The 25,319-nt window shown below is 40.8% G+C and carries 22 protein-coding genes; 12 read left to right on the top strand and 10 right to left on the bottom strand.

Translation table 11 applies throughout. The features are described 5' to 3' along the window. The first annotated feature begins 66 nt into the window (after positions 1–66). Complete coding sequence (locus tag IL356_RS02870) at positions 67–1,290, top strand: PQQ-binding-like beta-propeller repeat protein (RefSeq protein ID WP_121847302.1); 1,224 nt, start codon at positions 67–69, stop codon at positions 1,288–1,290. Here IL356_RS02870 and IL356_RS02865 read toward each other — a convergent pair whose 3' ends face one another. Beyond that, positions 1,291–1,755 (bottom strand): ASCH domain-containing protein, encoded by a 465-nt coding sequence (locus IL356_RS02865; RefSeq protein ID WP_121847303.1) that lies wholly within the window; start codon positions 1,753–1,755, stop codon positions 1,291–1,293. Positions 1,756–2,126: 371 nt separating this feature from the next. On the opposite strand from IL356_RS02865, the gene IL356_RS02860 reads away from it, so the two are divergent. The 5 genes from IL356_RS02860 to nadD all read left to right on the top strand — a co-directional run bounded on the left by IL356_RS02860 (position 2,127) and on the right by nadD (position 6,199). Next, the gene (locus IL356_RS02860) at positions 2,127–3,179 is read left to right on the top strand and encodes a sugar phosphate isomerase/epimerase family protein (RefSeq protein ID WP_121847304.1); all 1,053 of its coding nucleotides are present in this window, start codon (positions 2,127–2,129) and stop codon (positions 3,177–3,179) included. Positions 3,180–3,248: 69 nt separating this feature from the next. Further along, positions 3,249–4,001 carry a 3-keto-disaccharide hydrolase gene (locus IL356_RS02855; RefSeq protein WP_121847305.1) on the top strand — a complete coding sequence of 251 codons (753 nt, stop codon included), beginning with the start codon at positions 3,249–3,251 and terminating at the stop codon, positions 3,999–4,001. A 145-nt stretch (positions 4,002–4,146) separates the two neighbouring features. Beyond that, a complete protein-coding gene (locus IL356_RS02850; protein WP_121847306.1) occupies positions 4,147–5,004 on the top strand; it encodes a YicC/YloC family endoribonuclease in 858 nt (285 codons plus the stop codon). Positions 5,005–5,024: 20 nt separating this feature from the next. After that, positions 5,025–5,606: a guanylate kinase gene (gmk, locus tag IL356_RS02845; protein WP_121847307.1), complete on the top strand. Its 582-nt coding sequence runs from the start codon at positions 5,025–5,027 to the stop codon at positions 5,604–5,606. An 8-nt stretch (positions 5,607–5,614) separates the two neighbouring features. After that, positions 5,615–6,199: a nicotinate (nicotinamide) nucleotide adenylyltransferase gene (gene nadD / locus IL356_RS02840; protein WP_121847308.1), complete on the top strand. Its 585-nt coding sequence runs from the start codon at positions 5,615–5,617 to the stop codon at positions 6,197–6,199. Here nadD and IL356_RS02835 read toward each other — a convergent pair. Together IL356_RS02835 and IL356_RS02830 are read right to left on the bottom strand one after the other, a co-directional pair. After that, positions 6,196–7,143, bottom strand: coding sequence for a CAP domain-containing protein (locus IL356_RS02835; RefSeq protein ID WP_121847309.1), 948 nt, complete (start codon positions 7,141–7,143; stop codon positions 6,196–6,198). The two genes, nadD and IL356_RS02835, sit on opposite strands and share 4 nt — an antisense overlap. A gap of 128 nt (positions 7,144–7,271) precedes the next feature. Beyond that, positions 7,272–9,521, bottom strand: coding sequence for an inorganic phosphate transporter (locus tag IL356_RS02830; protein WP_121847310.1), 2,250 nt, complete (start codon positions 9,519–9,521; stop codon positions 7,272–7,274). A 360-nt stretch (positions 9,522–9,881) separates the two neighbouring features. Here IL356_RS02830 and IL356_RS02825 point away from each other — a divergent pair, with 360 nt between their 5' ends. Beyond that, a complete protein-coding gene (locus IL356_RS02825) occupies positions 9,882–10,241 on the top strand; it encodes a toxin-antitoxin system YwqK family antitoxin (protein WP_121847311.1) in 360 nt (119 codons plus the stop codon). A 67-nt stretch (positions 10,242–10,308) separates the two neighbouring features. Here the strand turns inward: IL356_RS02825 and IL356_RS02820 are convergent, their stop codons facing one another. Continuing rightward, a complete protein-coding gene (locus IL356_RS02820; RefSeq protein ID WP_121847312.1) occupies positions 10,309–10,683 on the bottom strand; it encodes a carboxypeptidase-like regulatory domain-containing protein in 375 nt (124 codons plus the stop codon). A gap of 157 nt (positions 10,684–10,840) precedes the next feature. Between IL356_RS02820 and dgt the strand changes: the two genes are divergently transcribed. After that, entirely contained in the window at positions 10,841–12,184 is a 1,344-nt protein-coding gene (gene dgt / locus IL356_RS02815; RefSeq protein WP_121850558.1) for a dGTP triphosphohydrolase, read from the top strand. 12 nt (positions 12,185–12,196) lie between these two features. Here dgt and IL356_RS02810 read toward each other — a convergent pair whose 3' ends face one another. Together IL356_RS02810 and IL356_RS02805 are read right to left on the bottom strand one after the other, a co-directional pair. Next, complete coding sequence (locus IL356_RS02810) at positions 12,197–13,330, bottom strand: DUF3078 domain-containing protein (RefSeq protein WP_121847313.1); 1,134 nt, start codon at positions 13,328–13,330, stop codon at positions 12,197–12,199. Continuing rightward, complete coding sequence (locus IL356_RS02805; RefSeq protein ID WP_121847314.1) at positions 13,308–15,092, bottom strand: 1-deoxy-D-xylulose-5-phosphate synthase; 1,785 nt, start codon at positions 15,090–15,092, stop codon at positions 13,308–13,310. The genes IL356_RS02810 and IL356_RS02805 overlap by 23 nt, the downstream gene beginning before the upstream one ends. Before the next feature lie 73 nt (positions 15,093–15,165). Between IL356_RS02805 and IL356_RS02800 the strand changes: the two genes are divergently transcribed. Then, complete coding sequence (locus tag IL356_RS02800) at positions 15,166–15,615, top strand: nucleoside deaminase (protein ID WP_121850559.1); 450 nt, start codon at positions 15,166–15,168, stop codon at positions 15,613–15,615. 60 nt (positions 15,616–15,675) lie between these two features. On the opposite strand, the gene IL356_RS02795 is transcribed toward IL356_RS02800, so the two are convergent. The 4 genes from IL356_RS02795 to aspS all read right to left on the bottom strand — a co-directional run bounded on the left by IL356_RS02795 (position 15,676) and on the right by aspS (position 19,848). Further along, complete coding sequence (locus IL356_RS02795; RefSeq protein WP_121847315.1) at positions 15,676–15,870, bottom strand: cold-shock protein; 195 nt, start codon at positions 15,868–15,870, stop codon at positions 15,676–15,678. A 95-nt stretch (positions 15,871–15,965) separates the two neighbouring features. Next, positions 15,966–16,217, bottom strand: a complete 252-nt coding sequence (locus IL356_RS02790; RefSeq protein ID WP_121847316.1) for a hypothetical protein — start codon at positions 16,215–16,217, stop codon at positions 15,966–15,968. Positions 16,218–16,251: 34 nt separating this feature from the next. Continuing rightward, positions 16,252–18,036, bottom strand: a complete 1,785-nt coding sequence (locus IL356_RS02785; protein ID WP_121847317.1) for a chloride channel protein — start codon at positions 18,034–18,036, stop codon at positions 16,252–16,254. A 48-nt stretch (positions 18,037–18,084) separates the two neighbouring features. Continuing rightward, positions 18,085–19,848, bottom strand: coding sequence for an aspartate--tRNA ligase (gene aspS, locus IL356_RS02780; RefSeq protein ID WP_121847318.1), 1,764 nt, complete (start codon positions 19,846–19,848; stop codon positions 18,085–18,087). A 183-nt stretch (positions 19,849–20,031) separates the two neighbouring features. On the opposite strand from aspS, the gene IL356_RS02775 reads away from it, so the two are divergent. The 3 genes from IL356_RS02775 (at position 20,032) to IL356_RS02765 (ending at position 25,315) form a co-directional block, all read left to right on the top strand. Then, entirely contained in the window at positions 20,032–23,007 is a 2,976-nt protein-coding gene (locus IL356_RS02775) for a SusC/RagA family TonB-linked outer membrane protein (protein WP_121847319.1), read from the top strand. A gap of 17 nt (positions 23,008–23,024) precedes the next feature. After that, positions 23,025–24,329 (top strand): RagB/SusD family nutrient uptake outer membrane protein, encoded by a 1,305-nt coding sequence (locus IL356_RS02770; RefSeq protein ID WP_121847320.1) that lies wholly within the window; start codon positions 23,025–23,027, stop codon positions 24,327–24,329. A 200-nt stretch (positions 24,330–24,529) separates the two neighbouring features. Further along, positions 24,530–25,315: a DUF4184 family protein gene (locus tag IL356_RS02765; protein WP_121847321.1), complete on the top strand. Its 786-nt coding sequence runs from the start codon at positions 24,530–24,532 to the stop codon at positions 25,313–25,315. Positions 25,316–25,319 lie beyond the last annotated feature (4 nt).

Genomic DNA, 25,319 nt, shown 5'->3' with positions numbered 1-25,319 from the left:
ACTTCCTTAAATTCTTGGCAAAATATTACAAGGTTCTCGGCCGTTATGTTACCCTAATATTTCATTATGCGTAAACTTCCCCTGCTTCTTGTTCTAGCCGTATTTTTCGTTTCATGTTCTAAAGATGATGCACCTTCCGGTAATGAAAACCCAAAGGAACAACATGACCCCGATCCGGTTGTAGAAGAAGAACCGCAAATTGGCCTTCAATTCTTCGGTAATGAGAAAGAGTACGATATGGGGGTCAGTCTACATACTACCAGTGAAGGTTTTATAGGCTTTGAGAAGATTAATGAAACCATCGACCGTCTCGAAAACGACCTGGCCATACGCAAGTTGAGCCCTGAACTCGAATTAATAGAGGAGATAATAGTTGAAATTGAAGGAGGGTTCGACGTATCTCAGGTGGTATCCTTGCCTGATGGTACCTTTTTATTGGTCGGTAGGCGTTTCGTGATGGGAGGTTCTTTTCCTGTTATTCAAAACATGAATGATAAGGGAGAGGTGTTGAAAAGTTACCTTTTTGGCGGCTATATGGAGATTCTCGATTTAAATGGCAGAGCGACCTCTGTTACGGTCACTGATGCCGCCCTTTATGTTACCATCGATTTTTTTGGCAATCAAACCACTATAGCGGCGATAGATTACAATTTTGAAGAAATTTGGCACCGAACGTTCAACTCTTCACGTAATTCGAAGGGGTATTGGAGTGGTGATAGCCTGTATTTCACCAACACTACTAAAGAGGGTGATAGTAACTTACACGATACTTTAAATGTATTCAATCTTGGTGCCGAGAATGGGCAGACTCTATGGGAACAGAAATTTGAAAACATAAAAGCAGATTTTTCAGCGAATCATTACATTAATAAAATGATGCATGTAGGTGATGAACTGCTTCTATTCGGTTGTATAGGAAGGGAAGAAAGTGCTAGTACTGGTCAAGTACCCCAAGGGCTATTTATGAAATTGAAACAGGAAGACGGAGAGCAAGTAGAGCGATTGCTGTTCGATGATTATTGGGCCGTCGTAGATGCCATTGTAGTAGATAACGATATCATCATCGGTGGCTACAGTGTTAGAAGTGAATTGGCAATATCAAGAGTAAATAGTGATGATACTATGAACTGGGATTATTTCTACGGGCCAAGAAGCAACGAAAATTTGACCAGCTTTCAAATGGTTAACGGCCAGATAGTTTTTATAGGTAGCGTTCAGGCTACTCCGGAAAATGATGATAGAGATGCGGTTTATGGAATTTTAGATGCAGAAACGGGCCAACTTCAATAACTAACGGTCGAAAACCTTCTCGAATTCTTGGCATACCACAATCATGCTCTCATTTGGCTTTCTGCCATATTCCGATAACTCTTTGGTATAGTAATCCCAATGAACCTTGCGCCAATACGCTAGACTTTGATCACCCTCACCTTCAATACGGGCATAGGCTTCATCAATACTAAAGAATGGTCTAAGGCGTACAGAAGTGGTTCTCACAAGACATTGAGCTTGACCTTCCCAATCGGTTACAATCATAAAATCGCCAATTTTAGGTAAGGCTTCCTTTCTATATTGAAGGCCTAAAAGAGAGGGCGATGTCGCTTTCTTAATTCCTTTTTTCACTAAAGATGCACATTCATTGGCATCTAATTGGTTATGGCAGAAGTGTACCACCTTGGGGGCTTCGTTGAAGGCGTACTCCAAATGCTTGTCTAAATAATCGCCCCAAAGATTTCGTGCCGAAGCATTTTCCATAGAATGCAAAATTAAATATAACCGTGTAAGGCTATCAAAACAATTTACGTTTTAAAGCTTAATAAATATCGGTTTATAGATGAATCGAAAGTTTTTTTAGTTACGTGGCCCAAAGGGCTTTATTTGAGGCGTATGTAAACAACTCATATAAAGACTTTTATTTTACCACCTCTTATCATGGCTTGTAAGCCCTAATTGACATTAGACCATTCATAGGCATAATTCTATGTATATACTCTCGGATTCCCTATATTTATAACTTCCCAATTTTTGTAAAAAAATAGGCGAAATACAGAATTAAATATAGGGCTTATTATCAAACTTTCAATGGGTTGAGGTAAGTCGACAGAATAGAACAAATACACTAGAAAATGAAAACAATCAAAGGACCGGCCGTGTTTTTGGCCCAATTCGTAGACAGTAAGGCACCGTTCAATACGTTGGATGGTATGTGCAAGTGGGCCTCAGATTTAGGCTATAAAGGTATACAGATACCTACTTGGGAGAAATTTCTTATCGATATCGATAAGGCAGCAGAAAGCCAAGATTACTGTGATGAACTAAAGGGAAAAGTAAACTCTTACGGTCTTGAGATTACAGAACTTTCAACACACTTACAAGGTCAGTTGGTTGCCGTTCATCCGGCGTACGACCTTATGTTCGATAATTTTGCACCTGATTCGGTAAAGAACAACCCTAAGGCGAGAACAGAATGGGCGGTTGACGTGGTCAAAAAGGCGGCGACTGCAAGTAGAAGATTGGGCCTTAAGGCGCACGCCACCTTTTCTGGAGCATTACTTTGGCATACATGGCACCCATGGCCGCAGCGACCTGCCGGTTTGGTAGAAATGGGTTTTGAAGAACTTGCCAAAAGATGGATGCCCATATTGAACCATTTTGATGAAGAAGGTGTTGATGTTTGTTATGAAATACACCCAGGTGAAGATTTACATGATGGCGATACTTTTGAGCGGTTTTTAGAGGCCACGGGTAATCACAAAAGAGTGAACATTCTTTATGATCCAAGTCACTTCGTACTTCAGCAGCTAGATTATATTACTTATATCGACCATTATCACGAGTTCATTAAATCTTTTCATGTAAAGGATTCAGAATTCAACCCAACGGGTAAAAAAGGTGCATTCGGTGGCTATAACGATTGGGGGCAGAGAGCCGGTAGATATCGTTCGCTTGGCGACGGCCAGATAGACTTTAAGACTATATTTTCAAAGTTGACCCAATATGGCTGCGATGTTTGGGCCGTAATGGAATGGGAATGTTGTATTAAGAGCCCGGAGCAAGGGGCGAGGGAAGGCGCAAAATTCATACAAGATCATATCATCGAAGCGACCGAAAAGACTTTTGATGATTTTGCGGGTGCCGAAATCGACAAAGGCATGCTCAAAAAAATATTGGGATCGTAAAGTTGGGGGCTGCTAAAGCCCCTTAATTATTCAAGTATATTCAAACAACAAATAAATCCAAAAACTCTAATGAGAAAACTAACCCTAATGGCATGTTGTGCATTAATGGCATTTGCATGTAAAGAAAAAGCCGAGAAAACTGTCGCAGAAGAAACACCGACCATGGCAGAGGCAAAAACAGAGACTTCAGAATCAGAATGGACTGTTCTATTCGATGGAAAGTCATTCGACGGATGGAAAGAATACATGAAAGATGATATTTCAGACAACTGGAAGATCGAAGATGGTGCTATGGTGTTTTATCCACCAGAAAAAAGGGAACGAGGCCAAATATTCGACTTGGTTACCGAAAAGGAATACACCGATTTTGTTCTTTCTTTAGATTGGAAAATTTCTGAAGGAGGCAATAGCGGCGTTTTCTGGGGAATCAATGAAGAAGCAGGATTAGGGAAGCCCTATGAGTCAGGTCCTGAGGTTCAGGTAATCGATAATGAGAAGCACCCAGATGCTAAGAACGGGCTTTCTCATCAAGCAGGAGCTTTGTACGATATGGTCGATCCAACCGAAGATGTAACAAACCCTGCGGGAGAATGGAATACGATGGTGATTACCGTAAACCATAAAGAACAAAAAGGTAGCGTTGAGCTTAACGGTAAGAAAACAGTCGAGTTTCCTGTTGGAAACGAAATGTGGAATGTAATGGTTTCTAAATCGAAATTCGCGAATTGGGAACATTTCGGGAAATACGTTTCAGGAAAAATTGGCGTTCAAGACCATGGTAACCAGGTTGCCTTTAAAAATATTAAGATACGCGAACTTTAAAAATTAGGTTCGAGAAAAGCCGCTGAATATTCAGCGGCTTTTTTTATGTAAAAATGTTTCCTAAATCTTCTTTCTGGGCTCATTCTTTCACATATGGGCGACTTCCCGTATTTTCAGTTACCTTTGGCAAAATTTTATATTTCCTATGATTCAATCGATGACCGGTTTTGGTAAGCATGTAATCCAACTTCCAACCAAGAAAATTACGGTAGAATTAAAATCGCTGAACAGCAAAAGTCTTGACCTTAACGCCCGAATGCCATCCGCATATCGAGAAAAGGAACTAGAGCTACGAAAAACGATTGCCAGTTCGCTTTCAAGGGGTAAGGTCGATTTTGGTTTGTATGTTGAGTTTACAGGTGATGAAACATCTGCTGAAGTCAATGAGCTGGCCGTTATAAACTACATGAACCAATTAAGGTCGATTGCCGGGGGAGACGAGCTTAAATTATTGGATATGGCGCTACGAATGCCCGATGCCCTAAAAACCGAAAGAGAAGATATCGATGAAGAAGAGTTCGGTCATATTCAGACGGCAGTTTCAGAAGCTTTAAAGGAAATCAATAAATTTAGAACCGAAGAAGGTGGGGTTCTTGAGCGTGATTTTTTGATGAGAATCGAAAACTTACAAAACCTTTTGAAAAGAGTTGAGACCATGGACCCAGATCGCCAAAAAGAGGTCAGGGAAAGGTTGAACAAAGCTGTTTCTGACATCAAGGCCGATGTCGATGCGAATAGATTCGAGCAAGAATTGATCTATTATCTTGAAAAGTACGATATAACTGAAGAAAAGGTGCGCTTAGCGAACCACTTGAAATATTTCTCGGAAACGTTAGGGTCTTCTGATTCAAACGGAAAAAAATTAGGGTTCATTTCTCAAGAGATAGGAAGGGAAATCAATACCATAGGCTCAAAGGCCAACTATGCGCCTATGCAGCAATTGGTGGTGCAAATGAAAGACGAGCTCGAAAAAATCAAAGAACAAATGCTTAACGTACTGTAGGTACACCAACTTATTGACTGATGGAAGGAGGTAAACTAATTATTTTCTCGGCACCTTCGGGTAGTGGTAAAACAACAATAGTAAGGCACTTGCTGGGCAAGCCGGAACTTAACCTTGCGTTTTCGGTATCGGCGACCTCAAGGCCGCGAAGGGTGAAAGAGAAGCATGGCGAGCATTATTATTTCATGTCTATCTCCGAATTTAAAAACCATATCAGAAATGATGATTTTTTAGAGTGGGAAGAGGTGTATCGTGATAATTTTTATGGCACCCTTAAAACAGAAATCGAACGATTGTGGGCCGAAGGTAAAAATGTGATTTTTGATATCGACGTGGCAGGTGGGTTACGCATCAAAAGAAAGTTTCCTGAGGTTACCTTAGCGGTTTTTGTAAAACCTCCGAGTGTTGATGAACTAAAGATTCGCCTAAAGAAAAGAAGTACTGAGAGCGATGACAAAATCAACATGAGAATAGCCAAAGCGTCGGTAGAGTTGGCGACGGCGCCGCAGTTCGATAAAATCATAAAAAACTATGATTTAGATACCGCGTTGCAAGAGGCGTATGAATTAGTGACTGATTTTATCAAAGATCAACCAGAATAACATATTCAATGAAAAAGGTTGGCCTCTACTTCGGAACATTCAACCCTATTCATATCGGGCATTTGGTTATTGCCAACCATATGGCAGAATATAGCGACCTCGACGAGATTTGGTTTGTGGTAACTCCTGTGAGTCCATTTAAAAAGAAAAAGAACCTACTTGCCAATAACCATCGGTATGAGATGGTTTACCTCGCAACAAAAGATTATCCGAAGTTGCAACCTAGCAAGATTGAGTTTGATTTGCCCGAACCAAATTATACGATTAATACACTAGTTCATTTAGACGAGAAGTACGGTGATGGGTACTCCTTTAGTTTAATAATGGGAGAAGATAACCTTAAGGGATTTCACAAGTGGAAAAACTACGAGGTTATTCTTGAGAACCATGAAATATTTGTTTACCCACGCCTATCGGAAGGTAAGATAGAGCACCAGTTTGAGAGTCACCCTAAAATACATAGGGTGAACGCACCTATCATGGAAATTTCTTCAACCTTTATTAGAAAAGCGCATAACGAGGGTAAAAATATAAGACCTATGTTACCCGAACCGGTTTGGGTTTATTTAGACGAAATGAATTTTTACCGTTAGTTAGCTGTTGGGTCGAATAAGATGACTTCATAATCGAAATCTTGATTCACCCCATTGATTCCAACAGAACGCACAGTAACTTCAACAACCGTATCTTCCACTAAAGTGTTGGTGTTGATGTTGGGTACCCAAACAATAGTTGCATCCCCATAATTACTATCTAATTCTTCTTGTTGTACACTAATTGATTCGCCATTTTTGTACCTCATGCTTATCTCGGTATTATTAAAATCAGCGGAAGCAATAGAAAACGACCATCTTGGGTAAACGACCTGCTTGGGTATAAAACCTTCTGGAGGCCATGCAATAAACTCTGGGGTGTCTTGTGGCCTTGGCCCTGGGTTTCCAATGACCCAAAGAGCATTGTATTGACTGGTATTGCCAATGCCTATTTCGTTAAGCCTTGGCCATAGCAGCCATCTTCTATGGCCGACCGGGCCGTTCGCCGCGCCGTGGTCTCTTATATAGGATACAACCGCCGCCGCCCCTTGTGCAGAGGTAAGCAAAGAGTTGGCCGCTGCCGTGCTACCGTCTTCGGTATAGCAGCTCCAATTAGAAGGTGGAAAATGGTTTAAAGAGTTATTGGCATGCATCATTAATGCCGCCTGTTGGGCCTGGCCGCTTTTATCGGTATTTACATTCTCTAAAGGAGGTAACCCTACCGCATGTCGGTAATAGTTGATTCGCTGAAGAATTTTAGTTTGGGTCTCTTGTGGTACCGTGCCAGGAGTACATGATGACACATTTCCTGTCCACGCAACATCGTTGGTATCGTTCGTGGAAGCCACATAAAAATCATTGTACAACTGTAGTGCACCACTTTTGGCACTACTATCTAAGTTTGTAGAAAGTTCTTCGTTTTCCGGTTCGGGCTGGTCTTTTTCACATGCCGAAAAGATGAGTATACATCCAGTAAATAGGATGCTACAGATTGAATTACGCATTACGGTAAGATTTTGGTCTTACTTTGTAACGTTTGTCAAGCTGTAAAACTTGTATTTTTTTCGACGAACGGTTCTGGAGTTAAAAAAATTACTACTTATATGAATTTCATCGAGTAGTTAGCTGAAATTTAAACCTTTACATTGGCATGTTGATCGTACGTTTCCAAAAGATTCATGGTAGCCACTAATAAATCTTTGGTTTCTAGCAGCAGACTGAAGTAAAGAGCAGTGTTTTTCGGACTCGATTCATCGGCTCTCGTTCTCTCTACCTGCTTTTGAATCTTAAGATCCAACTTTTGAAAAAGCTCTTGCTTGGTAACGATGAGCTCGGTAAGCTTTAAAAAATCTTTGGTTTCAAAAATCTTTTTGATTTCACTAAAAAGGTCTTCGATGTAACCATCGGTTTCCTTTAGGTCTTTGATTTGATTGAAACGTAGTTTCTTATGGTTGTTATGAACGTGTTTATACCCGGCCTTCGCAATGTACTCTAACGACTGGGTCATATCTTGTAAATAGCTTAGTACGGTGATGTAGAAGTTACTGGTGCCAACACTTGACTCATCTAAATTTTTGATAAAATAGAATATGTTGTCACGTAGGCCTTCAACTTCTTTGTCCAATTTGGCAATGCCTTTCTTGCTCTTCTTTAGGGTGTCGATATCATGCTTCGCCAGACCATCGATACTTTGAGTGTATATTTTATTGGCTCTGTTAATGGCCAAAGCTATATTGGTCGAGCTTTCTTCAATAACGCCGATAATGGAATTACTTTCAGCTTTTTCAAGCTTTTCTTCCAATTTGGTTTCCTTCATCTTTTTGGAATGGGAGAGGTAGTTTTTCCCAATCAATAAGAATGCTATAATCAGAAGAGCTCCTGTTGCCCAAATACCACCAAGATGAATAATGTAGGCAATTAAGGCGGCGGCCGTAAAGGCGCTAATAGCGGTGAAAAACCATCCTCCTATAACATTTAGAACGCCAGCGACCCTATAAACGGCACTTTCGGGGCCCCAAGCCCGGTCGGCCAAAGAGCTTCCCATAGCAACCATAAAGGTTACGTATGTAGTAGAAAGCGGCAATTTCATTGATGTGGCCATCGATATCAATACACTGGCAACCATAAGGTTTACCGCTGCACGAACATAATCGAACGCAGGCAAGTCTTGAATACGGCTCTTGGGTACGTACACATATGGTTTTTCAAACTGAGTGTCCATTTTCTTTAAAACAGAAGCAGGAATTAGGGAAACCACGTTTTCGGATGCTTTAATGGTAAACTTCACGATTTGGCGCGATAGAAAGTTCGGTTGAAATCGTTCATCACCCTCATCTTGTCTAGAAAGGTCGACGCTGGTTTTAACCACATTTCTGGCTTTTGAAGAAAACCAAAGCGTTACTACCATTACGATACCCGAAAAGAGTAAAAGATAGGTTGGTGTCTGCACGGCGGTGGCAAGACCTTCCATAGTATATTCAGAGGCAGGAATACCACTTTCGCTCCATGATTTGTAAGAGGCCAATGCAGCCAATGGAACACCAATGAAATTCACCAAATCGTTTCCTGCAAAAGCCATGGCAAGAGCAAAGGTTCCAAGAACGATAACAATCACATAAATATTCCAGTTGAACAACGACGATACTATCAACGACAAGACCGTCCATACCACAAAGTTCATGGCTAGAAATAGTTCAGGATTTTGTCCTATAAAGGCCAATGTTTCAGGGCTAAAAATGGCAGCACTTTTTAAGCCTTTAACCAGTATGAAGTATATAATCGAGGTAATGGCAAATCCGCCAAATATCGCGCCTACCCACTTCGGTTTTTTGTCAAATTTAAAAGATATCAGCAATCTGGTGATAAACTGAACCAAAGCACCAATAGAAAAGGCAATCACTACAGATAATAGTATGCCCAGAATTATTTCGGTGGCTTTTTCAGTATTGATATAAGAACCAAGTGCAGAAAGCGAGTTATCGTTTTGGAAGATTTTAATGACCGATATGGCAACGGCGGCTCCCAAAAGTTCAAATACTATGGATACCGTAGTAGAAGTAGGCATGCCCAACGTATTGAAAAAATCGAGTAACAAGATATCGGTAATCATGACTGCCATAAAGACAATCATAATCTCGGCGAAAACGAACTCCGAAGGATTAAAAATACCTTTTCGGGCTACCTCCATCATGCCACTTGAAGACATGGCCCCGAAGGCTATTCCCACACTGGCGACAATCATAATCGTTCTGAAAGAAATAGCCTTAGAACCGATTGCCGAATTCAAAAAGTTAACAGCATCATTACTAACTCCAACCACCAAATCTGTAATGGCGAGCACAGCAAGTGCCACAATCATAAACAGGTATAAATTCTCGCCCATCAATTTTAAATAAGCACAAAAATGCGGTTATAATTTATGAATTAAGTTAATATAAGGTTATGAAGTCATTATTTAGGTATGTTAAGGTAATTTATGGCTAAAAATGAACCTCTTGTCGAGAGTCGGAAAAAGTTAACTGATGACAGTGATAAGATGTTTTTAAATTTATGGTGTATATGAATGAAAATCAACGTTATATAATTCGAAATTCCTAATTATCTACTATCGGTCGCAATATTTTTTTTGGCTAGATGAACAATATTATCTACTCAAATTCGTTTTCAATGTAAATTTAATGTTAAGTAATCGTGTTTTAAACGTAAATTTTTTGTAATTTTGATAACATAAAACGTTGAGACTATGAAAAATATAATGCTATTAGCGGTTTTAGCGCTAACTTTTAACTTAGGGTATGGGCAAAAAGAAAAGGAAGTTAAGTTAAACAAAGAGACCAACCTTATTGAAGCCACTTATTTTCACGATAATGGTGCAATCAGCCAACAAGGTACATTTGACCTAGATGGAAAATTACATGGTGATTGGCTTAAATATAATGAGCAAGGTGATTTGATTTCTGAAGGTACCTATACCAAAGGAGTAAGAACAGGTAAGTGGAAATTTATAAGTGACGGTGTTGTTAAAGAAGTAGAATTCGACAACAATGTCATTGCCAGTGTTACCGATAAAGGAAACAAGTCTTCTTTGGTTTCTAAAGACTAGATTTTTAAAAACAGTATTAGAAGGGCCGCACAATTAATTGTGCGGCCCTTTTTCTTTTTCTATAATTCTATTGTCCGGTAAAAGCCGTAGACTTATGTAAGGTGGTTACCGGCACATCTTCAAGACTTATTGTCTTTGCATGAAGGCCTTTCTCAACTTGTACTATATTATTTGCCGTGACCTCTACTGAAACCGTTAAGGTCTCATACCCCAAGGATTCTATTTTTAGAACGTATGATCCGGGAATGATATGAGGTAATTCAAAATTGCCGTGAAAGTTTGTTTCTGTATGCCAAGCAGTATCTTCCAATGAAACTTGTGCAAACATCATTGGCTCGCCGCCCATCTCCATATCGGTAATGGTACCTTTGACGATACCTTCTGATTGCGCACTCAATCGTACCAATGAAAACAAGCACAATAAGAGAAGTAGATTTTTCATTTTTTTTCTTTGCGCAAAGAAAAAAACACAATGTTAAGTTTTGGTTACGTGGACATTAAAACAAGGTGTTCTAAAGGTTAAATTATTCAAGCTGGCGACCGATGATTGAGTTGCTTTCTAAATGATGTATCTTGGTCGGGCAAATATCAATGTGACTATGGATTGGGAAAATCTTCTTTCTTTAAAACGGCAGGGAGACAAGCTGAAAAGATTACGTAAAGAACAAGATGAAACCCGCCTGGGTTTTGAAGTCGATTATGACCGGATAATATTTTCAAGTGCTTTTCGAAGTCTGCAAGACAAGACACAGGTAATTCCGTTATCAAATACCGATTTTGTTCACACAAGACTTACCCATAGTCTGGAGGTTTCGGTAGTAGGCCGTAGTTTGGGCCGGGTGGCCGGTAAAAAAATTATAGAGAAGCACCCGTACCTTAAAGAAGTACATGGTTATCAATACAATGATTTTGGTGCTATTGTGGCAGGTGCGGCCCTTGCCCATGATATCGGTAACCCACCTTTTGGCCACAGCGGTGAAAAGGCCATAGGAGAGTTTTTTGTCAATGGCATGGGTTCAAAATACCAATCGGTTTTAACTGAGAAAGAATTTCAAGATTTGGTCGATTTTGAGGGTAATGCCAATGGATTTAGGCTTCTCAGCAAATCAAAAGAAGGGGTAGAAGGTGGTCTAAGGTTAAGTTATGCGACCTTAGGGGCTTTTATGAAATACCCCAAAGAATCATTGCCTAAGAAGCCAAGTAAGCATATTGCCGATAAAAAGTTCGGCTTTTTTCAATCTGATAAAGAAAACTTTGTAGAAATCGCCGAGGAATTAGGACTTATATCTACAGGTAAAGGTGGTGCGGTATCTTTTTCAAGACATCCGTTAACATATCTGGTCGAAGCCGCTGACGATATTTGCTACACGATTATCGACTTTGAAGACGGGATCAACTTAGGGCTGATATCTGAAGATTATGCCCTTGAATACTTAATCAAACTGGTTAAGGACAATATAAATACCAAAAAGTATAATTCTTTGGCCTTTAAAGAAGACCGCTTGAGTTATCTACGCGCATTGGCCATCAGCACTTTGATAACGGATGCAGTAGATGTGTTCGTTCAAAATGAAGAAGCCATTCTTAACGGTAATTTTGGCGTTTCGCTTTTAGACAAAAGTAAATACGAAGCACAGGTCACCGATATTATTTCGCTGAGCGTAGATAAGGTTTACCGCTCCCAAGAGGTAATAGAGAAAGAGATAGCTGGCTACAAGATAATCTCGGATATTCTTGAGGTATATACCCAGGCGCTTTTAAGACATCGCGAAGGTAAAGCTTCCAATTATGATAAACTGATGATTCGAACCTTGCCCCAACTATACAGAAATACGGAAGCATCCGTTTATGAGATACTGTTGAATACCTGTTGCTATGTGGCCAGTCTTTCAGACCGATCGGCGGTTCACATTCATAACAAGATTATGGGCAAGCAATTATAATCCCGTGCTTTATTAAAATTCGTACGAAACACCTACACCCAGCAGTTGTTTGAATTGAATTCGGGGTTCACCGGCGTCGGTTACCACCCCCTGTTCGTTTGTTTGCTCATCAAAGAGAATATCATCATCGTAAATGACATGGGTTCCTATAGAGGTTAGAATGTATTTATTAACACGCAGGTCAATGTTCAATTCCCAGTCAACATCTACATTACCGAACTGCCGTAGGTAGTCTGTATACAAACTCAGTCGCTGTTTTAGAACTGTATTGGTCATCAGTACCGTTTCCCATTGATTCGTGACCAAGAAACCAAATTCAAGAAAGACATTTTTTCCTTCTTCTATAATATTTCCTTCGGTATCATAAACAGCTTTCTGTACCCCAAAGGCACCGCGGTTTGCCAAATCATCGTCTAGAACAAAAGTTACCTTTTGCGTTATAGGTGAAATGTACAAGTTGAATTTTTGGTCTTTGGTAATGTAAGATGTTCCCGCACCCAAGAATGAGTATCCTGGTGCCATGAATCTTGATATCGGGTTTTCCCTATCTGGGTATTTATAACCGTTCGAGAATTGAGTATTGAAGTTGGCTCTTGCCGAATAGTACCAGTTGCTGATGGTGTCTCTTTGAAAACCAAAAGTTGAACTTACCCGGAAAGAATCATCGGTTTTACGTAGCTTTTGGTTCTCTTGCACGTTGAGGCCATAGCTCATTTCCATGTAATTATCCCATTGAATATACCGAAACTTATAATTTCTTTCAAAACGGGCTTTTCCTAGGGCAGATATTGAATTGTTACCACCTGCGTTCCAGTTAACAAAAGCAACTTCGCTAAAATTCACTCCCAATTTATTGATGTTGGTCCAAAAGGAAGGAACCTTGAAATTGTTCGGCTTGTCTCCCAACGCTTTTGTACGCTTGAAGGAAACGACCGGGTTCATCAAATCAACGCTACGCGGTACGTTCTTGATTTTTTCCTGGGTTTTTCGAATGACTACGGTGTCTACAACTGTGGTATCAATAACAATGCTATCAACTTCTTGCGTTGGAGGGATGGTATCTCTTACTTGGGCTTTGGAGCCCAGTGAGTAAAAACAACAAAGTAAACAACAAATGGCAATTTTAAGAAGATGGTTGTTGTGCATGAATTAAACTATTTATTTGGTTTTTAATGGTGGTTACGTCTATTTCGGCTTTTTGTTTTAACTGCTCTACCGTACCATGCCCGATAATGGTATCATCGACCCCTAGAATTTTTACTCTTTTTGAAAACCCCTTCTCATTCGCATATTCAAGAACAGCACTACCAAAACCTCCCATTTTACAACCATCTTCCACGGTTAGAATATGGGGGTATTCTTCAAAGATTTTTGTAAGAAGAGAGTGGTCAAGGGGTTTTACGAATCGCATGTTAAAATGCCCAACCTTATTCGGTTGATCAATTTCTTTAATGGCCTCAACTACTGAATTTCCAATATGACCTATAGACAGCACAGCAACATCTGTGCCTTCTTGAAGGGTTTCGGAAGACCCGATTTCTATTTGCTCGAAAGGCTGCCTCCATTCGGTAAGAACCCCTCGACCGCGGGGGTATCTTATGGCTATGGGATGAGACAACCCAAACTGGGCAGTGTACATTATGTTTCGTAACTCTTGCTCATTCATGGGCGCGAAGATAATAAGGTTCGGAATGCACCTTAAATATGCTATATCATACAGCCCATGATGTGTCGCCCCATCTTCTCCTACCAGACCTGAACGATCCAAGCAAAAAATAACAGGAAGGTTTTGCAGAGCTACGTCGTGTATTACTTGATCGTAGGCTCTTTGGAGAAAAGTGGAATAAATATTACAAAATACGCTGAAACCCTCAATGGTCATACCTGCCGCTAGCGTGACCGCATGCTGCTCGGCAATACCGACATCGAATGCACGCTGGGGCAACTCTTTCATCATATATTTCAGGGAACTGCCTGTTGGCATGGCCGGGGTAATACCCACAATTTTATCATTGTTCTTGGCAAGTTCAACAATGGTATGCCCAAATACATCTTGATATTTTGCCGGGAACTGTTCAGCTGAATTTTTTTCCCTTTCTCCGGTCAGTTTATTAAACCTTCCAGGGGCGTGATAGGTTACCTGATCTTCCTCCGCCTTTTTTAAACCCTTTCCTTTAGTGGTTATCACATGAAGCAATTTAGGGCCAGAATGTTCTTTAAGGCTGTTGAGTTCAGTTACCAGCGCAGGTAAATCGTGACCGTCGATAGGCCCGGAATACTTGAAATTTAAACATTCAAAAATATTCTCCTCTTTTGCGGTGCCTTTTTTAACATTGGTCAAGTACTTTTTGAGCGCTCCGACACTTGGGTCAATGCCGATAGCGTTGTCGTTAAGTACAATCAAAATATTACAATCGGTAACTCCGCCATGGTTAAGGCCTTCAAACGCCATTCCGCTGGCAATTGAAGCATCGCCGATAACAGCAATGTGATGGCGATCGGGCATATTTTTTAATTGAGCGGCAATCGCCATGCCCAAAATGGCCGATATGGAAGTAGAACTATGGCCTGTGCCAAAGTCATCATACTTACTTTCATCACGTTTGGGGAAACCGCTGACACCACCTAGCTGCCGATTGGTATGAAAATTCCCTTTCCGTCCCGTTAGAATCTTATGACCATAGGCTTGGTGGCCGACATCCCAAATCAATTTATCTTCAGGGGTGTTAAAAACATAGTGAAGGGCCAAGGTAAGTTCTACTACACCGAGACTTGCCCCTAGATGCCCCTCTTTTGTAGAAACAACATCAATTATGAATTCACGTAATTCACGAGCAACCTCAGGTAAGTCGTCAACTTTGAGTTGACGTAGATCGTGGGGATATTTAATTCGGTCTAGTTGGCTCATGTTCGGGCGTAAAAGTACATCAAAACAGTTTTCGGTTTCCTTAAACAAATGTCAAAAATTGTACATTTGGCCCATGCTGCAACCTTTTGATGATAACTACTTTATGAAAAAGGCACTTCAGGAGGCTGAAATGGCCTTTGAGAAGGGTGAAGTTCCGGTCGGTGCGGTAATTGTGGTGAAGAACAGAATTATTGCAAGGGCCCATAATCTAACTGAAAAATTACATGACGTTACGGCCCATGCCGAAATGCAGGCCATAACTGCCGCAGCAAATTTCATTGGCGGTAAGTATTTGAAAGATTGTACGCTTTATGTTACCCTTGAACCATGTCAAATGTGTGCTGGGGCTCTGTATTGGAGCCAAATTTCAAGAATAGTTTACGGAGCCTCCGATCCGCAAAGGGGCTACGTTGCGTTAGGCACACAAATACACCCGAAAACAGTGGTGGAAAAAGGAGTTCTTGAGAACGAGGCGGGCGAATTATTGAAAAGATTCTTTATTCAAAAAAGAAACCTGAATTAGTTGAAAATTAAAAACCCCTGCAATTTTGCAAGGGTTCATGGTTTCATAGGGGGCGATAGGTTATCCCACAACGTGTATTTGGGCGGCCACCATGCCTTTTCTACCTTCTTCTTCCACATATTCAACTTTGTCGCCTTCATTGAGGGCCATTCCTTTGAGGGCGGTTGCGTGAACGAAAATGTCTTTTCCCGTATTGTCGTTGGTTATGAACCCGTATCCTTTGGATTCATTAAAAAATTTTACAGTACCAGTCATGCCAATAATATTAGTTGATAAATTGTTTGTTCCCTCTAAAGTATGAATTTTTTGAACAGTCTGTACTTAAAATTGGCTTTTAATTGAATTGAATTTTATTGATTTTCAGGCTTTTCGGAAGAATCCATTCGCATTTTTTTGATATTTTCCTCCGTTAGCATATAATCTTTCATTTTTTTGCCTCTGCTATGCTTTATCAAAAAGAGGGGCATGGCTACCAGAAATAACCCAACGGTTCCAAAACCGATACATTTATTTCCCATTACCAAATCTTCTTCTTGTACATAGAAGCCATAGCCTATCAAAGCGAAGGACAGAAGCGTTATCAGGATTATTACATATTTCATATTTGATTTTTTTGAATTTGAGGCTAGAAAAAGATTATCGGGTAAAGTTAATCAACTCCCTACGATAGGCTGTGAGCAATTTTGACTTCGAAACAAACCCGATGTACTTTCCATCTTTAATTACAGGAAGATTCCATGCGCCACTATTTTGAAATTTCTGCATGACCGTTTTCATGCTATCCTTTCCATAAAATATATGTTCGGGAGCATTGTGCATAAAGGTTTCGACCTTGGTATTCTCGTAAAGAGAGGTGTCGAACATAAACTCCCTTATATCGTCGAGAAGTACGATACCCACCAAGGCTTGATCTTTGTTTACTACGGGAAAAATATTTCTGGTAGATTTGGCTACCGAGCGATGTAGCATTTCACCCAAAGTCATGCTTGGTTGTACGACCTTAAAATTGGTCTCCAGTACATCGTCAAGGCGCATCAAAGTTAATACCGATTGGTCCTTATTGTGGGTCAAAAGTGCTCCGCTTTTGGCTAACTCTCTGGTATATATGGTGTAATCAATGGCGTTTCTTGTGATTAAAAAAGAGATGGATGCAGTAATCATCAATGGTACAAACAGCTCGTAGCCTCCGGTAATCTCAGCAATCAAGAATATGGCCGTCAACGGAGCATGAAGTACGCCGGCTATAAGACCTGCCATACCGATAAGGGTAAAATTACTTTCTGATACCGCAAAACCCAACCCTGAATTATTAATGACCTTAGCCATAACATTGCCCAGTGCACTGCCCATTACCATTGTAGGAATAAATATGCCACCGGCACCACCAGCTGCCAAGGTTGTGGTCATTGCGACTGCCTTAAAAATGGTGATGCCGAACAAGAGGGCAATAACCACCCAAATGTTTGAAATAAACTTGTCAAACGGTGTTTTACCCAAGGCTTTTATATGATTTCCTTCCAAAAGATTATTTATGAAACCAAAACCTTCCCCGTATAAAGGGGGAATGAAATAAAGCATAATGCCTATTGCCAGACCGCCAACCAAGAGTTTATATTTTGGGCTTTTCAGGGGTTCAAAAAGCTTTAAGATGCCGAAATACATTTTGGTAAAGTAGATAGAGGCAAAAGCCGTACCTACACCAAGAACAATATAAAATACAGTATCCTTTACTTCGAAATTTTGTGTGATAGTGAATTTAAAAAGTACCTCGTTCCCTAAAAAAAAATAGGAGGTAAGCACCCCAGAAATAGATGCCAATAATAGCGGCAATGCCGATAGCATGGTGAAATCAAGGCTAAATACCTCTAATGCGAAGACTATTGCCGCAATCGGCGATTGAAAGATAGAGGCTATGGCACCGGCAGATGCACATGCGATCAGAAGTGACCTAGTCTTCGAATTGATATGAAATAACCTTCCCAAGTTAGAACTTATCGCTGCACCCGAGGCCACAGCAGGACCTAAAAGCCCTGTCGAGCCCCCAAAACCAATAGTCAAAGGGGCCGCAATCAACTGTGTGTAAATGTGCTTTGGTTCAATGACTCCCTTTTTCTTGCTCAGGGAAAAGAGAATAGAGCTTACCGCATGGTTCAGTTTTTCTTTATGAATGAATTTTACATAGAGAAACACTAGAGTGAGCCCAATTATAGGAAGGATAAAGTAGATGCCGTTATTGGAAATAAGCACTCCCTTTTCAAGAGAGGTCTCTATAAAATAAACGATGTTTTTAAGGGTTACCGATGCCAGACCTGCCAACAGACCTACCAAAACGCTCATTATGTGCGTAAAGGTTTTGTTGGAGATGTTTTTATATCGCCATTTTAAAAATTTGGTTGAAAGATGTTTTAACTGGCTGGGCATTTAAACTATTGACCTAATTAAAGGTATGAAAATCCCCGAATGAACCATCTATTCGGTTACCTCAATATTGTTGAGCTTTAAGTTCAATTCATCTAATTGTTCTTGGTCGATAGGGGCGGGAGCATCAATCATTACATCGCGACCGCTATTATTTTTAGGAAACGCGATAAAATCGCGAATGGTTTCCTGTCCGCCAAGAATCGCTACCAATCGGTCTAGTCCGAAAGCGATACCTCCATGGGGCGGGGCGCCATATTGAAAGGCATCCATTAGAAAACCGAATTGGGCCTTTGCTTCTTCCGGGGTGAACCCTAAATGTTTGAACATAGTTTCTTGTACGCCCTTATCATGTATACGTATAGAACCACCGCCAATCTCGTTTCCATTGAGTACCAAGTCGTATGCATTGGCTCTTACCGCACCGGGGTCAGTATCCAATAACTCTAGTTGGCCGGGTTTGGGTGAGGTAAAAGGGTGGTGCATGGCGTGGTAATTACCTGTTTCTTCATCAAGTTCCAGTAAAGGGAAATCAACCACCCATAAAGGGGCGAATTCATTTGGTTTTCTTAGGCCCAAACGCGAGGCTAGCTCCATTCTTAGTGCACTAAGTTGAGTTCTGGTCTTGTTCATTTCACCTGAGAGAACGCAAATTAAGTCGCCGGGCTTGGCTTCCGTTGCTTCTGCCCATTTGGCCAAATCTTCTTGGTCATAAAACTTATCTACTGAAGACTTATAGCTGCCATCCTCATTATATTTAACATACACCATGCCTTTGGCACCGATTTGAGGCCGTTTGACCCAATCAATTAGTGCATCAATTTCTTTTCGGGTGTAAGAAGCTGCACCAGGAACGGCTATCGCTACGACCAGTTCGGAAGAATTAAAAACATTGAAATCTTTGTGTTGAGCGACATCGTTAAGTTCAGCGAATTCCATTCCGAAACGAATGTCAGGCTTGTCATTACCATAGATGCGCATGGCATCGTCGTAGGTAATTCTAGGAAAAGCTGATATCTCTACCCCATTGATTTCTTTCAGTAGGTGGCGGGTCAAACCTTCAAATACATTGAGAATGTCCTCTTGTTCAACAAAGGCCATTTCACAATCGATTTGGGTAAATTCAGGCTGTCTATCGGCCCGTAGGTCTTCATCCCTAAAGCATTTGACAATCTGAAAATACTTATCCATGCCAGCTACCATGAGTAACTGTTTAAATGTCTGAGGTGACTGCGGAAGGGCATAAAACTGTCCTTCGTTCATACGGCTCGGAACTACGAAATCTCTGGCCCCTTCTGGTGTAGATTTTATAAGATAAGGTGTTTCTACCTCGATGAAGCTTTTTTCGGCTAAATATTTCCTTACTTCCATGGTTACCTTACTTCGAAAAATAAGGTTGTTCTTGACCGGATTTCTTCGAATGTCCAAGTATCGGAATTTCATTCGTAAATCTTCACCGCCATCAGTTTCGTTCTCTATGGTAAAAGGCGGTGTCTTTGAACTATTAAGTACCGTTAGGTTTTCGACAAGAACTTCAATGTTGCCTGTGGGGATGTTGGCATTTTTAGAAGCTCTCTCAATAACCTCGCCCTCTACTTGAACTACGAATTCTCGTCCGAGCGATCGAGCTTGGTCCAACAACGCCGAAGCAGTACGGTCTTCATCAAATACCAATTGGGTTATTCCGTACCTGTCCCGTAAATCTACCCAGACTACAAATCCTTTATCACGGGTTTTTTGTACCCACCCAGATAGGGTTACCTTCTGATTTATATGTGATTCACGTAATTCTCCGCAAGTATGGCTTCTAAACATCTACTGTCAAATTAAAGCCACAAATGTAAGAAGATATCAGCGTTTCGTCTAACGATTTGACTGTATTCATATATCTCATAATTAGTTAAAAATAATTAATGGAAATATCAAAATTTAACAATAAATTCACCTTTGTGATATTTGTTGTGTAACTTGTCTTACAATTAGCTAAATAATCAACTCATGAAAATGAAACAAACATTGTTTAGAGGGGCCCTTCTTTTGGCGTTTCTCACAGTTCCGATTTTTGCTTTCTCACAAGAAGTGGTTCAGGGCACCATTACCGATGATAATAATCTTCCGGTGCCAGGTGCGAACATAGTTGTGAAAGGCACTACGAACGGAACAACTTCAGATTTTGACGGTAATTATCAGATAACCGTAGATGATTTTCCCGCCACATTGGTGTTTTCTTCTTTAGGCTACGCCTCGAAGGAATTGCAAGTGAACGGGGGCTCTAATTTAGACGTAACCCTTGAAGAATCTGTGATGGGTCTTGAAGAGGTAGTCGTATCGGGTCTCGCTTCTTCGGTAAAGAGAAGGAACCTGGCAAATGCCGTTGCAACGGTATCGGCCGCAGAGCTAGCAGGTGTTACACCGCCAAAAACACTTGACGGAGCATTGGCCGGTAAATTCACTGGGGCGGTAGTTAGTGCCAACTCGGGAGCACCCGGTGGAGGTATGTCAATTAAATTCAGGGGGGTGACCTCCATTAACGGTAACTCTCAACCATTATATATAGTTGATGGTGTCTATGTTGATAACAGTAGTATTTCCTCTGGAGGACTCAACGCCGTTTCACAGGCATCTGGAGGGGGTAATGCCTCGACACAGGATAATGCCACCAATAGAATTGCCGATATCAACCCAGACGATATTGCGAACATTGAAATACTCAAAGGAGCATCCGCTGCAGCCATATATGGTTCTAGGGGTGCTGCGGGGGTTGTGATTATTACTACTAAAAAGGGTAAAGCCGGTAAAACAAAGGTTAATCTTTCGCAGGGTTTTGGGTTCAATCAAATCATTCGACTACAGGGCCAACGTAATTGGAGCGAGGCACTTGCCGAAAGTCAATTTGGGGAAGGAGACCTTTATGCCGCAGCGCTTGAGGCCGGTCGTCTACGCGATTATGAAGAGGAGATATTTGGAGAGGAAGGCCTTATCAGTAATACCAATTTGAGCGCCTCAGGAGGTAATGAAAAAACAACCTTTTTTGCGGGAATCACAAATAACGATGAAAACGGTATTGTGAAAAATACCGGATATAAAAAGACGTCTTTTCGATTGAATGTTGAACATAATTTCAATACGAATATCAAGCTTTCCCTTAATTCAAATTATATCAGTTCTTCTGCTGATAGGGGGTTCTTCAACAATGATAATAGTGGTACTACCATTGGGGTGGCATTGACCAGTACAAGGCCTTGGGATTATTTGCTGCCTGACGCAAACGGCAACTACCCTGATCACCCTAATAACTCATCGAACCCTTTGCAAACAAGAGATTTGATGACCAATAATGAAAGGGTCAACCGCTTCATTTTAGGAGGAACCTTAGATGTCAACCTTTACAGCAACCAGAACTCTAATCTTAAATTAGTAGCAAGGTCCGGTGTTGATACTTATAATATGGAGGCGAAGGTCATCTTTCCTAAAGAACTACAGTTTCAAAGAGAAGACCAAGGTGGTGTAAACGGTGTTTCGGCCATTACCAACACCAATAATAAAAATGCCAACTACTCCGCTTTCTTGGTACACAACTATTTTACCGACAATGAAATCTCTTTTAATACACAGGTGGGTGCTACCAACGAACAATTCAGTAGAAATACGGTCAGCGTAGTTGCTTCTGATTTGATCGCTTCTGAAACCAATGTAGATCAAGGCGCCAACCAGAATGTAAATCAAAATCGATTAGAGCAAGAAGACATGGGCTTTTTTGTTCAAGAGACCGTCAACTATCAAGACAAGCTAATCGGTACTTTAGGTCTTCGAGGAGATAAGTCGACCAATAACGGTGATATCAACCAATTCTTTTACTACCCAAAAGCTTCTTTGGCCGCCAATCTTAACAATTTTGATTTTTGGAATGAAGAAAGCTTCTTAAACCGACTCAAGTTGAGAGCAGCGTATGGTGAGGCCGGTACGTTTGCAGCCTTCGGATCACTTTACACGGTATACCAGAGTACATTGGTCGATGGCAGTGTAGGTATTGTTGTGCCTATTACCCAAGGTAATCCGGAAATTACTCCCGAACGTCAGAAAGAACTGGAGGTCGGTTTTGATCTTGGTATACTAGATGAACGTTTAGGCCTTGAATTTACATGGTACCAAAAAAGGGTAGATGATTTACTTTTATTGGCAAATACCGAGCCATCGTCAGGGTTTACCACCAAATGGGAGAATGCCGGAGAATTACAAAATAGAGGGGTCGAGATAGCTTTGAACGCTGCCATAATCAATAAAGAAGATTTTTCTTGGGATGCTACCCTGAACTGGTGGAAAAACACCTCTGAAATGTTACGAATGGATATTCCTGCGTACAACACCGGTGGTTTTGGTACTAGTTTAGGAACCTTCCGAATTGAAGAAGGAAAAAGTGTTACCCAAATAGTCGGAAATAATGTGGATGGTGATTTAGTTCAATTGGGTGATGCAGAACCAGACTTTCAGACATCATTAATGAACAATATCAATTATAAAGATTTCTCACTTTCATTTCTTTGGCATTGGAAAAAAGGGGGTGATAACGTCAATTTGACCAAGTTGCTTTCTGATTTCGGAGGAACCAGTGCAGATTATGATGAAATTTCAATTGACCCCGATGGACAAATTCCGAATGGGGAGTATCGTGTTAACAACGGTATTTTTGCCGGTAACGCCACCCCTTTTGTAGAAGATGCTTCTTATCTGAGGTTGCGTGAAATCGGTTTGTACTACACAGTACCATCTAAACATTTGACTGATTGGTTCGGCAACGTTATTTCCGATGTAAAGGTGGGCTTTTCAGGTAATAACATAATCAATGTTTTTGATTACAATAGTTACGACCCTGAGGTTTCGAATTTCGGGGGTAACGGTCTTTCGACCGGTGTTGAGGTAACTCCATTTCCATCATCCAAAAGATACATGATGCACATATCAGTGCAGTTCTAACCATAAAAACTTGCAAAATGAAAATGATTAAAAGCATAAAGATCATATTAGTGATGCTCGCCCTCATTCTCGCTTCTTGCGAATTGGACGGTGGAGAAAGTTTGAACGGGGCCAGTACCTCGTCAATTTCCGATGATATATCTCGAGGTGAGCTGACCCAAGCTATTTCTGGGGTGCTTTCAGATATGAGGGTCGGTATATCGACCCATACCGATGTGCAAAGCATATTTGGTAGAGAGTATTATTACTTTACATCTTCTGATCCTCGTTATGAAGGTGATGTTGTGGTAGGTAATTTAGATAACAATACTTTTTACGTGACAACCCCATGGGGGGCTAGATATGCTACGATAAAAGATATAAATCTTATTCTTGAAGGACTCGATAATACTACAGCAGATTTTTCTCCTGCGGAAATAGCCGCAGCCAGAGGTGTGTTGAATACCTTAAAGGCCCATGAGTTATTGATGCTTACCGACAATCAGTACGACAATGGTATTCGTGTCGATGTTGCAGATTCTGAAAACTTAGGTGCTTTTGTAGATAACTCAGCTGCTTTAACGGCTATCGCCGATTTACTGAATACGGCGGCCGGTGAGCTTGGTAATGGAGGTGGAGCATTTTCTTTTGGCCTAACTGTCGGTTACGCAGGTTTTGATACTCCGCAGACATTTTTACAGTTCAATAGGGCCCTATTGGCCAGGGTTGAAGCCTATCGTGGAAACTATGATGCTGTTTTGACCGCTTTAGACGCTTCGTTTTTTGATTTGAACGGAGATTTGAATGCTGGAATTTACCATACATTTTCTTTAAGTGGTCAAGATATTGCCAACCCTTTGTTCATCGCTTTGAACCAAACAGCGAATGTTCGCGTAGCGCACTCCAGTTTCGTTACTGATGTACAAGATGGTGACAACCGTTTAAATAAGGTAGTTTTAAGAGACGAACCTCGAGAGGCAACTGGCTTGGTAGGTACCCACGACGTAGCGTTGTATTCGACGAACATTGATAATGTGCCGGTAATGCGTAATGAAGAACTTATTCTTCTTTATGCAGAGGCAAACATGCAATCAAACCCTACAGAGGCGGTCGCCGCGCTAGATGTATTACGAACCGCAGCTGGGCTGCCGGCATATGGTGGTGCAACCACCCCTGCTGCCTTAGAGGATGAATTGCTGTACAACCGCAGGTATTCCCTGTTTGGTGAAGGACATCGATGGATCGATATGCGGCGTTTCGACAGGTTAAGCGAATTGCCAAACGATAGGTCGACCGATAACGTGCCATCGGCCATACCGGTACCTGCAAATGAAAATAAGTAGTTAATTCACAATGTGTTAAATTAGATGAAAGGCCTGATGTTATTATCAGGCCTTTCTAATTTTTTAAAGGAAATCATAACAAAGCGGGGCATTTCATAAGAAATGCTAAAAAATAAATAAAACATAACATTTACGGCATTTGTTTCGTTGTCTTATATGAAGGATTCCATTTAATTTTGATTCCTGATTAAAAAAACGCTATGCCATTTACTGGTTCACATCCGGCTTTGATCATTCCTTTGTTGAAAAGTAGATACTTTTCGGCTTCGGGGCTCATTATGGGCAGTATGGTGCCCGACTTTGAGTTCATTCTTCTTATGAAGGCCCATGTGATTTTCGGACATAGTCTTTTGCCCATGCTCTGGCTGAATTTACCACTGTCAATTGTCTTGATATTTCTATATCACAATGTTATACGAAAAGCCCTGATATTGAACCTGCCACCTTATTTTGAAAAGAGGTTAAGACCATTTTTGAACTTTGATTGGAACGATTACTTTAAACGTAATGTCTTGAAGGTGATTATTTCTATAATTCTTGGCAATTTGGGTCATTTGTTTTGGGATGCCTTTACGCACAAGCACGGTATTTTTGTTGAATGGATGCCTTTCTTGGAAATTCCTTTTAAAGGCATGCCTTTGTACTTCGTACTTCAATATGGTTTTAGTCTTCTTGGGGCTTTAGCTTTGTTACTATTTTTTCACAAGCTACCTTTTAGAAAATATTTTCCCTCAAACCGAAGAAAGGAGATTTATTGGCTATGCATTATGATGGTCGCTTCCGGAATTATGTATTTAAGGTTTAATGGAGCGACCCGAATAAGCTTTGATGATTGGATAGTTTCTTCTCTTTGCGCCTTTATGGGCGGATTATTATTAGCTTCTATTTTTGACTGGCTATACTACCCGAACGAGCCTCGATTAAATCGAATGAAACCTATTAATGTGGAAGTTGACCGTTCTTCCAAACAACAACGAAAGAAATAAAAAA

The organism is Euzebyella marina (genome assembly GCF_014855515.1).
GTDB classification, from domain to species: domain Bacteria; phylum Bacteroidota; class Bacteroidia; order Flavobacteriales; family Flavobacteriaceae; genus Euzebyella; species Euzebyella marina.
Note: the sequence above shows the minus strand (reverse complement) of the source record. Positions and strands in the feature narration are given on the sequence as shown.

What these genes read in the sequence shown, in the direction of transcription:
- IL356_RS02870 (WP_121847302.1), top strand. Translation starts at nt 67, where the DNA reads ATGCGTAAACTTCCCCTGCTTCTTGTTCTAGCCGTATTTTTCGTTTCA.
- IL356_RS02865 (WP_121847303.1), bottom strand. Translation starts at nt 1,755, where the DNA reads ATGGAAAATGCTTCGGCACGAAATCTTTGGGGCGATTATTTAGACAAG.
- IL356_RS02860 (WP_121847304.1), top strand. Translation starts at nt 2,127, where the DNA reads ATGAAAACAATCAAAGGACCGGCCGTGTTTTTGGCCCAATTCGTAGAC.
- IL356_RS02855 (WP_121847305.1), top strand. Translation starts at nt 3,249, where the DNA reads ATGAGAAAACTAACCCTAATGGCATGTTGTGCATTAATGGCATTTGCA.
- IL356_RS02850 (WP_121847306.1), top strand. Translation starts at nt 4,147, where the DNA reads ATGATTCAATCGATGACCGGTTTTGGTAAGCATGTAATCCAACTTCCA.
- gmk (WP_121847307.1), top strand. Translation starts at nt 5,025, where the DNA reads ATGGAAGGAGGTAAACTAATTATTTTCTCGGCACCTTCGGGTAGTGGT.
- nadD (WP_121847308.1), top strand. Translation starts at nt 5,615, where the DNA reads ATGAAAAAGGTTGGCCTCTACTTCGGAACATTCAACCCTATTCATATC.
- IL356_RS02835 (WP_121847309.1), bottom strand. Translation starts at nt 7,143, where the DNA reads ATGCGTAATTCAATCTGTAGCATCCTATTTACTGGATGTATACTCATC.
- IL356_RS02830 (WP_121847310.1), bottom strand. Translation starts at nt 9,521, where the DNA reads ATGGGCGAGAATTTATACCTGTTTATGATTGTGGCACTTGCTGTGCTC.
- IL356_RS02825 (WP_121847311.1), top strand. Translation starts at nt 9,882, where the DNA reads ATGAAAAATATAATGCTATTAGCGGTTTTAGCGCTAACTTTTAACTTA.
- IL356_RS02820 (WP_121847312.1), bottom strand. Translation starts at nt 10,683, where the DNA reads ATGAAAAATCTACTTCTCTTATTGTGCTTGTTTTCATTGGTACGATTG.
- dgt (WP_121850558.1), top strand. Translation starts at nt 10,841, where the DNA reads ATGGATTGGGAAAATCTTCTTTCTTTAAAACGGCAGGGAGACAAGCTG.
- IL356_RS02810 (WP_121847313.1), bottom strand. Translation starts at nt 13,330, where the DNA reads ATGCACAACAACCATCTTCTTAAAATTGCCATTTGTTGTTTACTTTGT.
- IL356_RS02805 (WP_121847314.1), bottom strand. Translation starts at nt 15,092, where the DNA reads ATGAGCCAACTAGACCGAATTAAATATCCCCACGATCTACGTCAACTC.
- IL356_RS02800 (WP_121850559.1), top strand. Translation starts at nt 15,166, where the DNA reads ATGCTGCAACCTTTTGATGATAACTACTTTATGAAAAAGGCACTTCAG.
- IL356_RS02795 (WP_121847315.1), bottom strand. Translation starts at nt 15,870, where the DNA reads ATGACTGGTACTGTAAAATTTTTTAATGAATCCAAAGGATACGGGTTC.
- IL356_RS02790 (WP_121847316.1), bottom strand. Translation starts at nt 16,217, where the DNA reads ATGAAATATGTAATAATCCTGATAACGCTTCTGTCCTTCGCTTTGATA.
- IL356_RS02785 (WP_121847317.1), bottom strand. Translation starts at nt 18,036, where the DNA reads ATGCCCAGCCAGTTAAAACATCTTTCAACCAAATTTTTAAAATGGCGA.
- aspS (WP_121847318.1), bottom strand. Translation starts at nt 19,848, where the DNA reads ATGTTTAGAAGCCATACTTGCGGAGAATTACGTGAATCACATATAAAT.
- IL356_RS02775 (WP_121847319.1), top strand. Translation starts at nt 20,032, where the DNA reads ATGAAAATGAAACAAACATTGTTTAGAGGGGCCCTTCTTTTGGCGTTT.
- IL356_RS02770 (WP_121847320.1), top strand. Translation starts at nt 23,025, where the DNA reads ATGAAAATGATTAAAAGCATAAAGATCATATTAGTGATGCTCGCCCTC.
- IL356_RS02765 (WP_121847321.1), top strand. Translation starts at nt 24,530, where the DNA reads ATGCCATTTACTGGTTCACATCCGGCTTTGATCATTCCTTTGTTGAAA.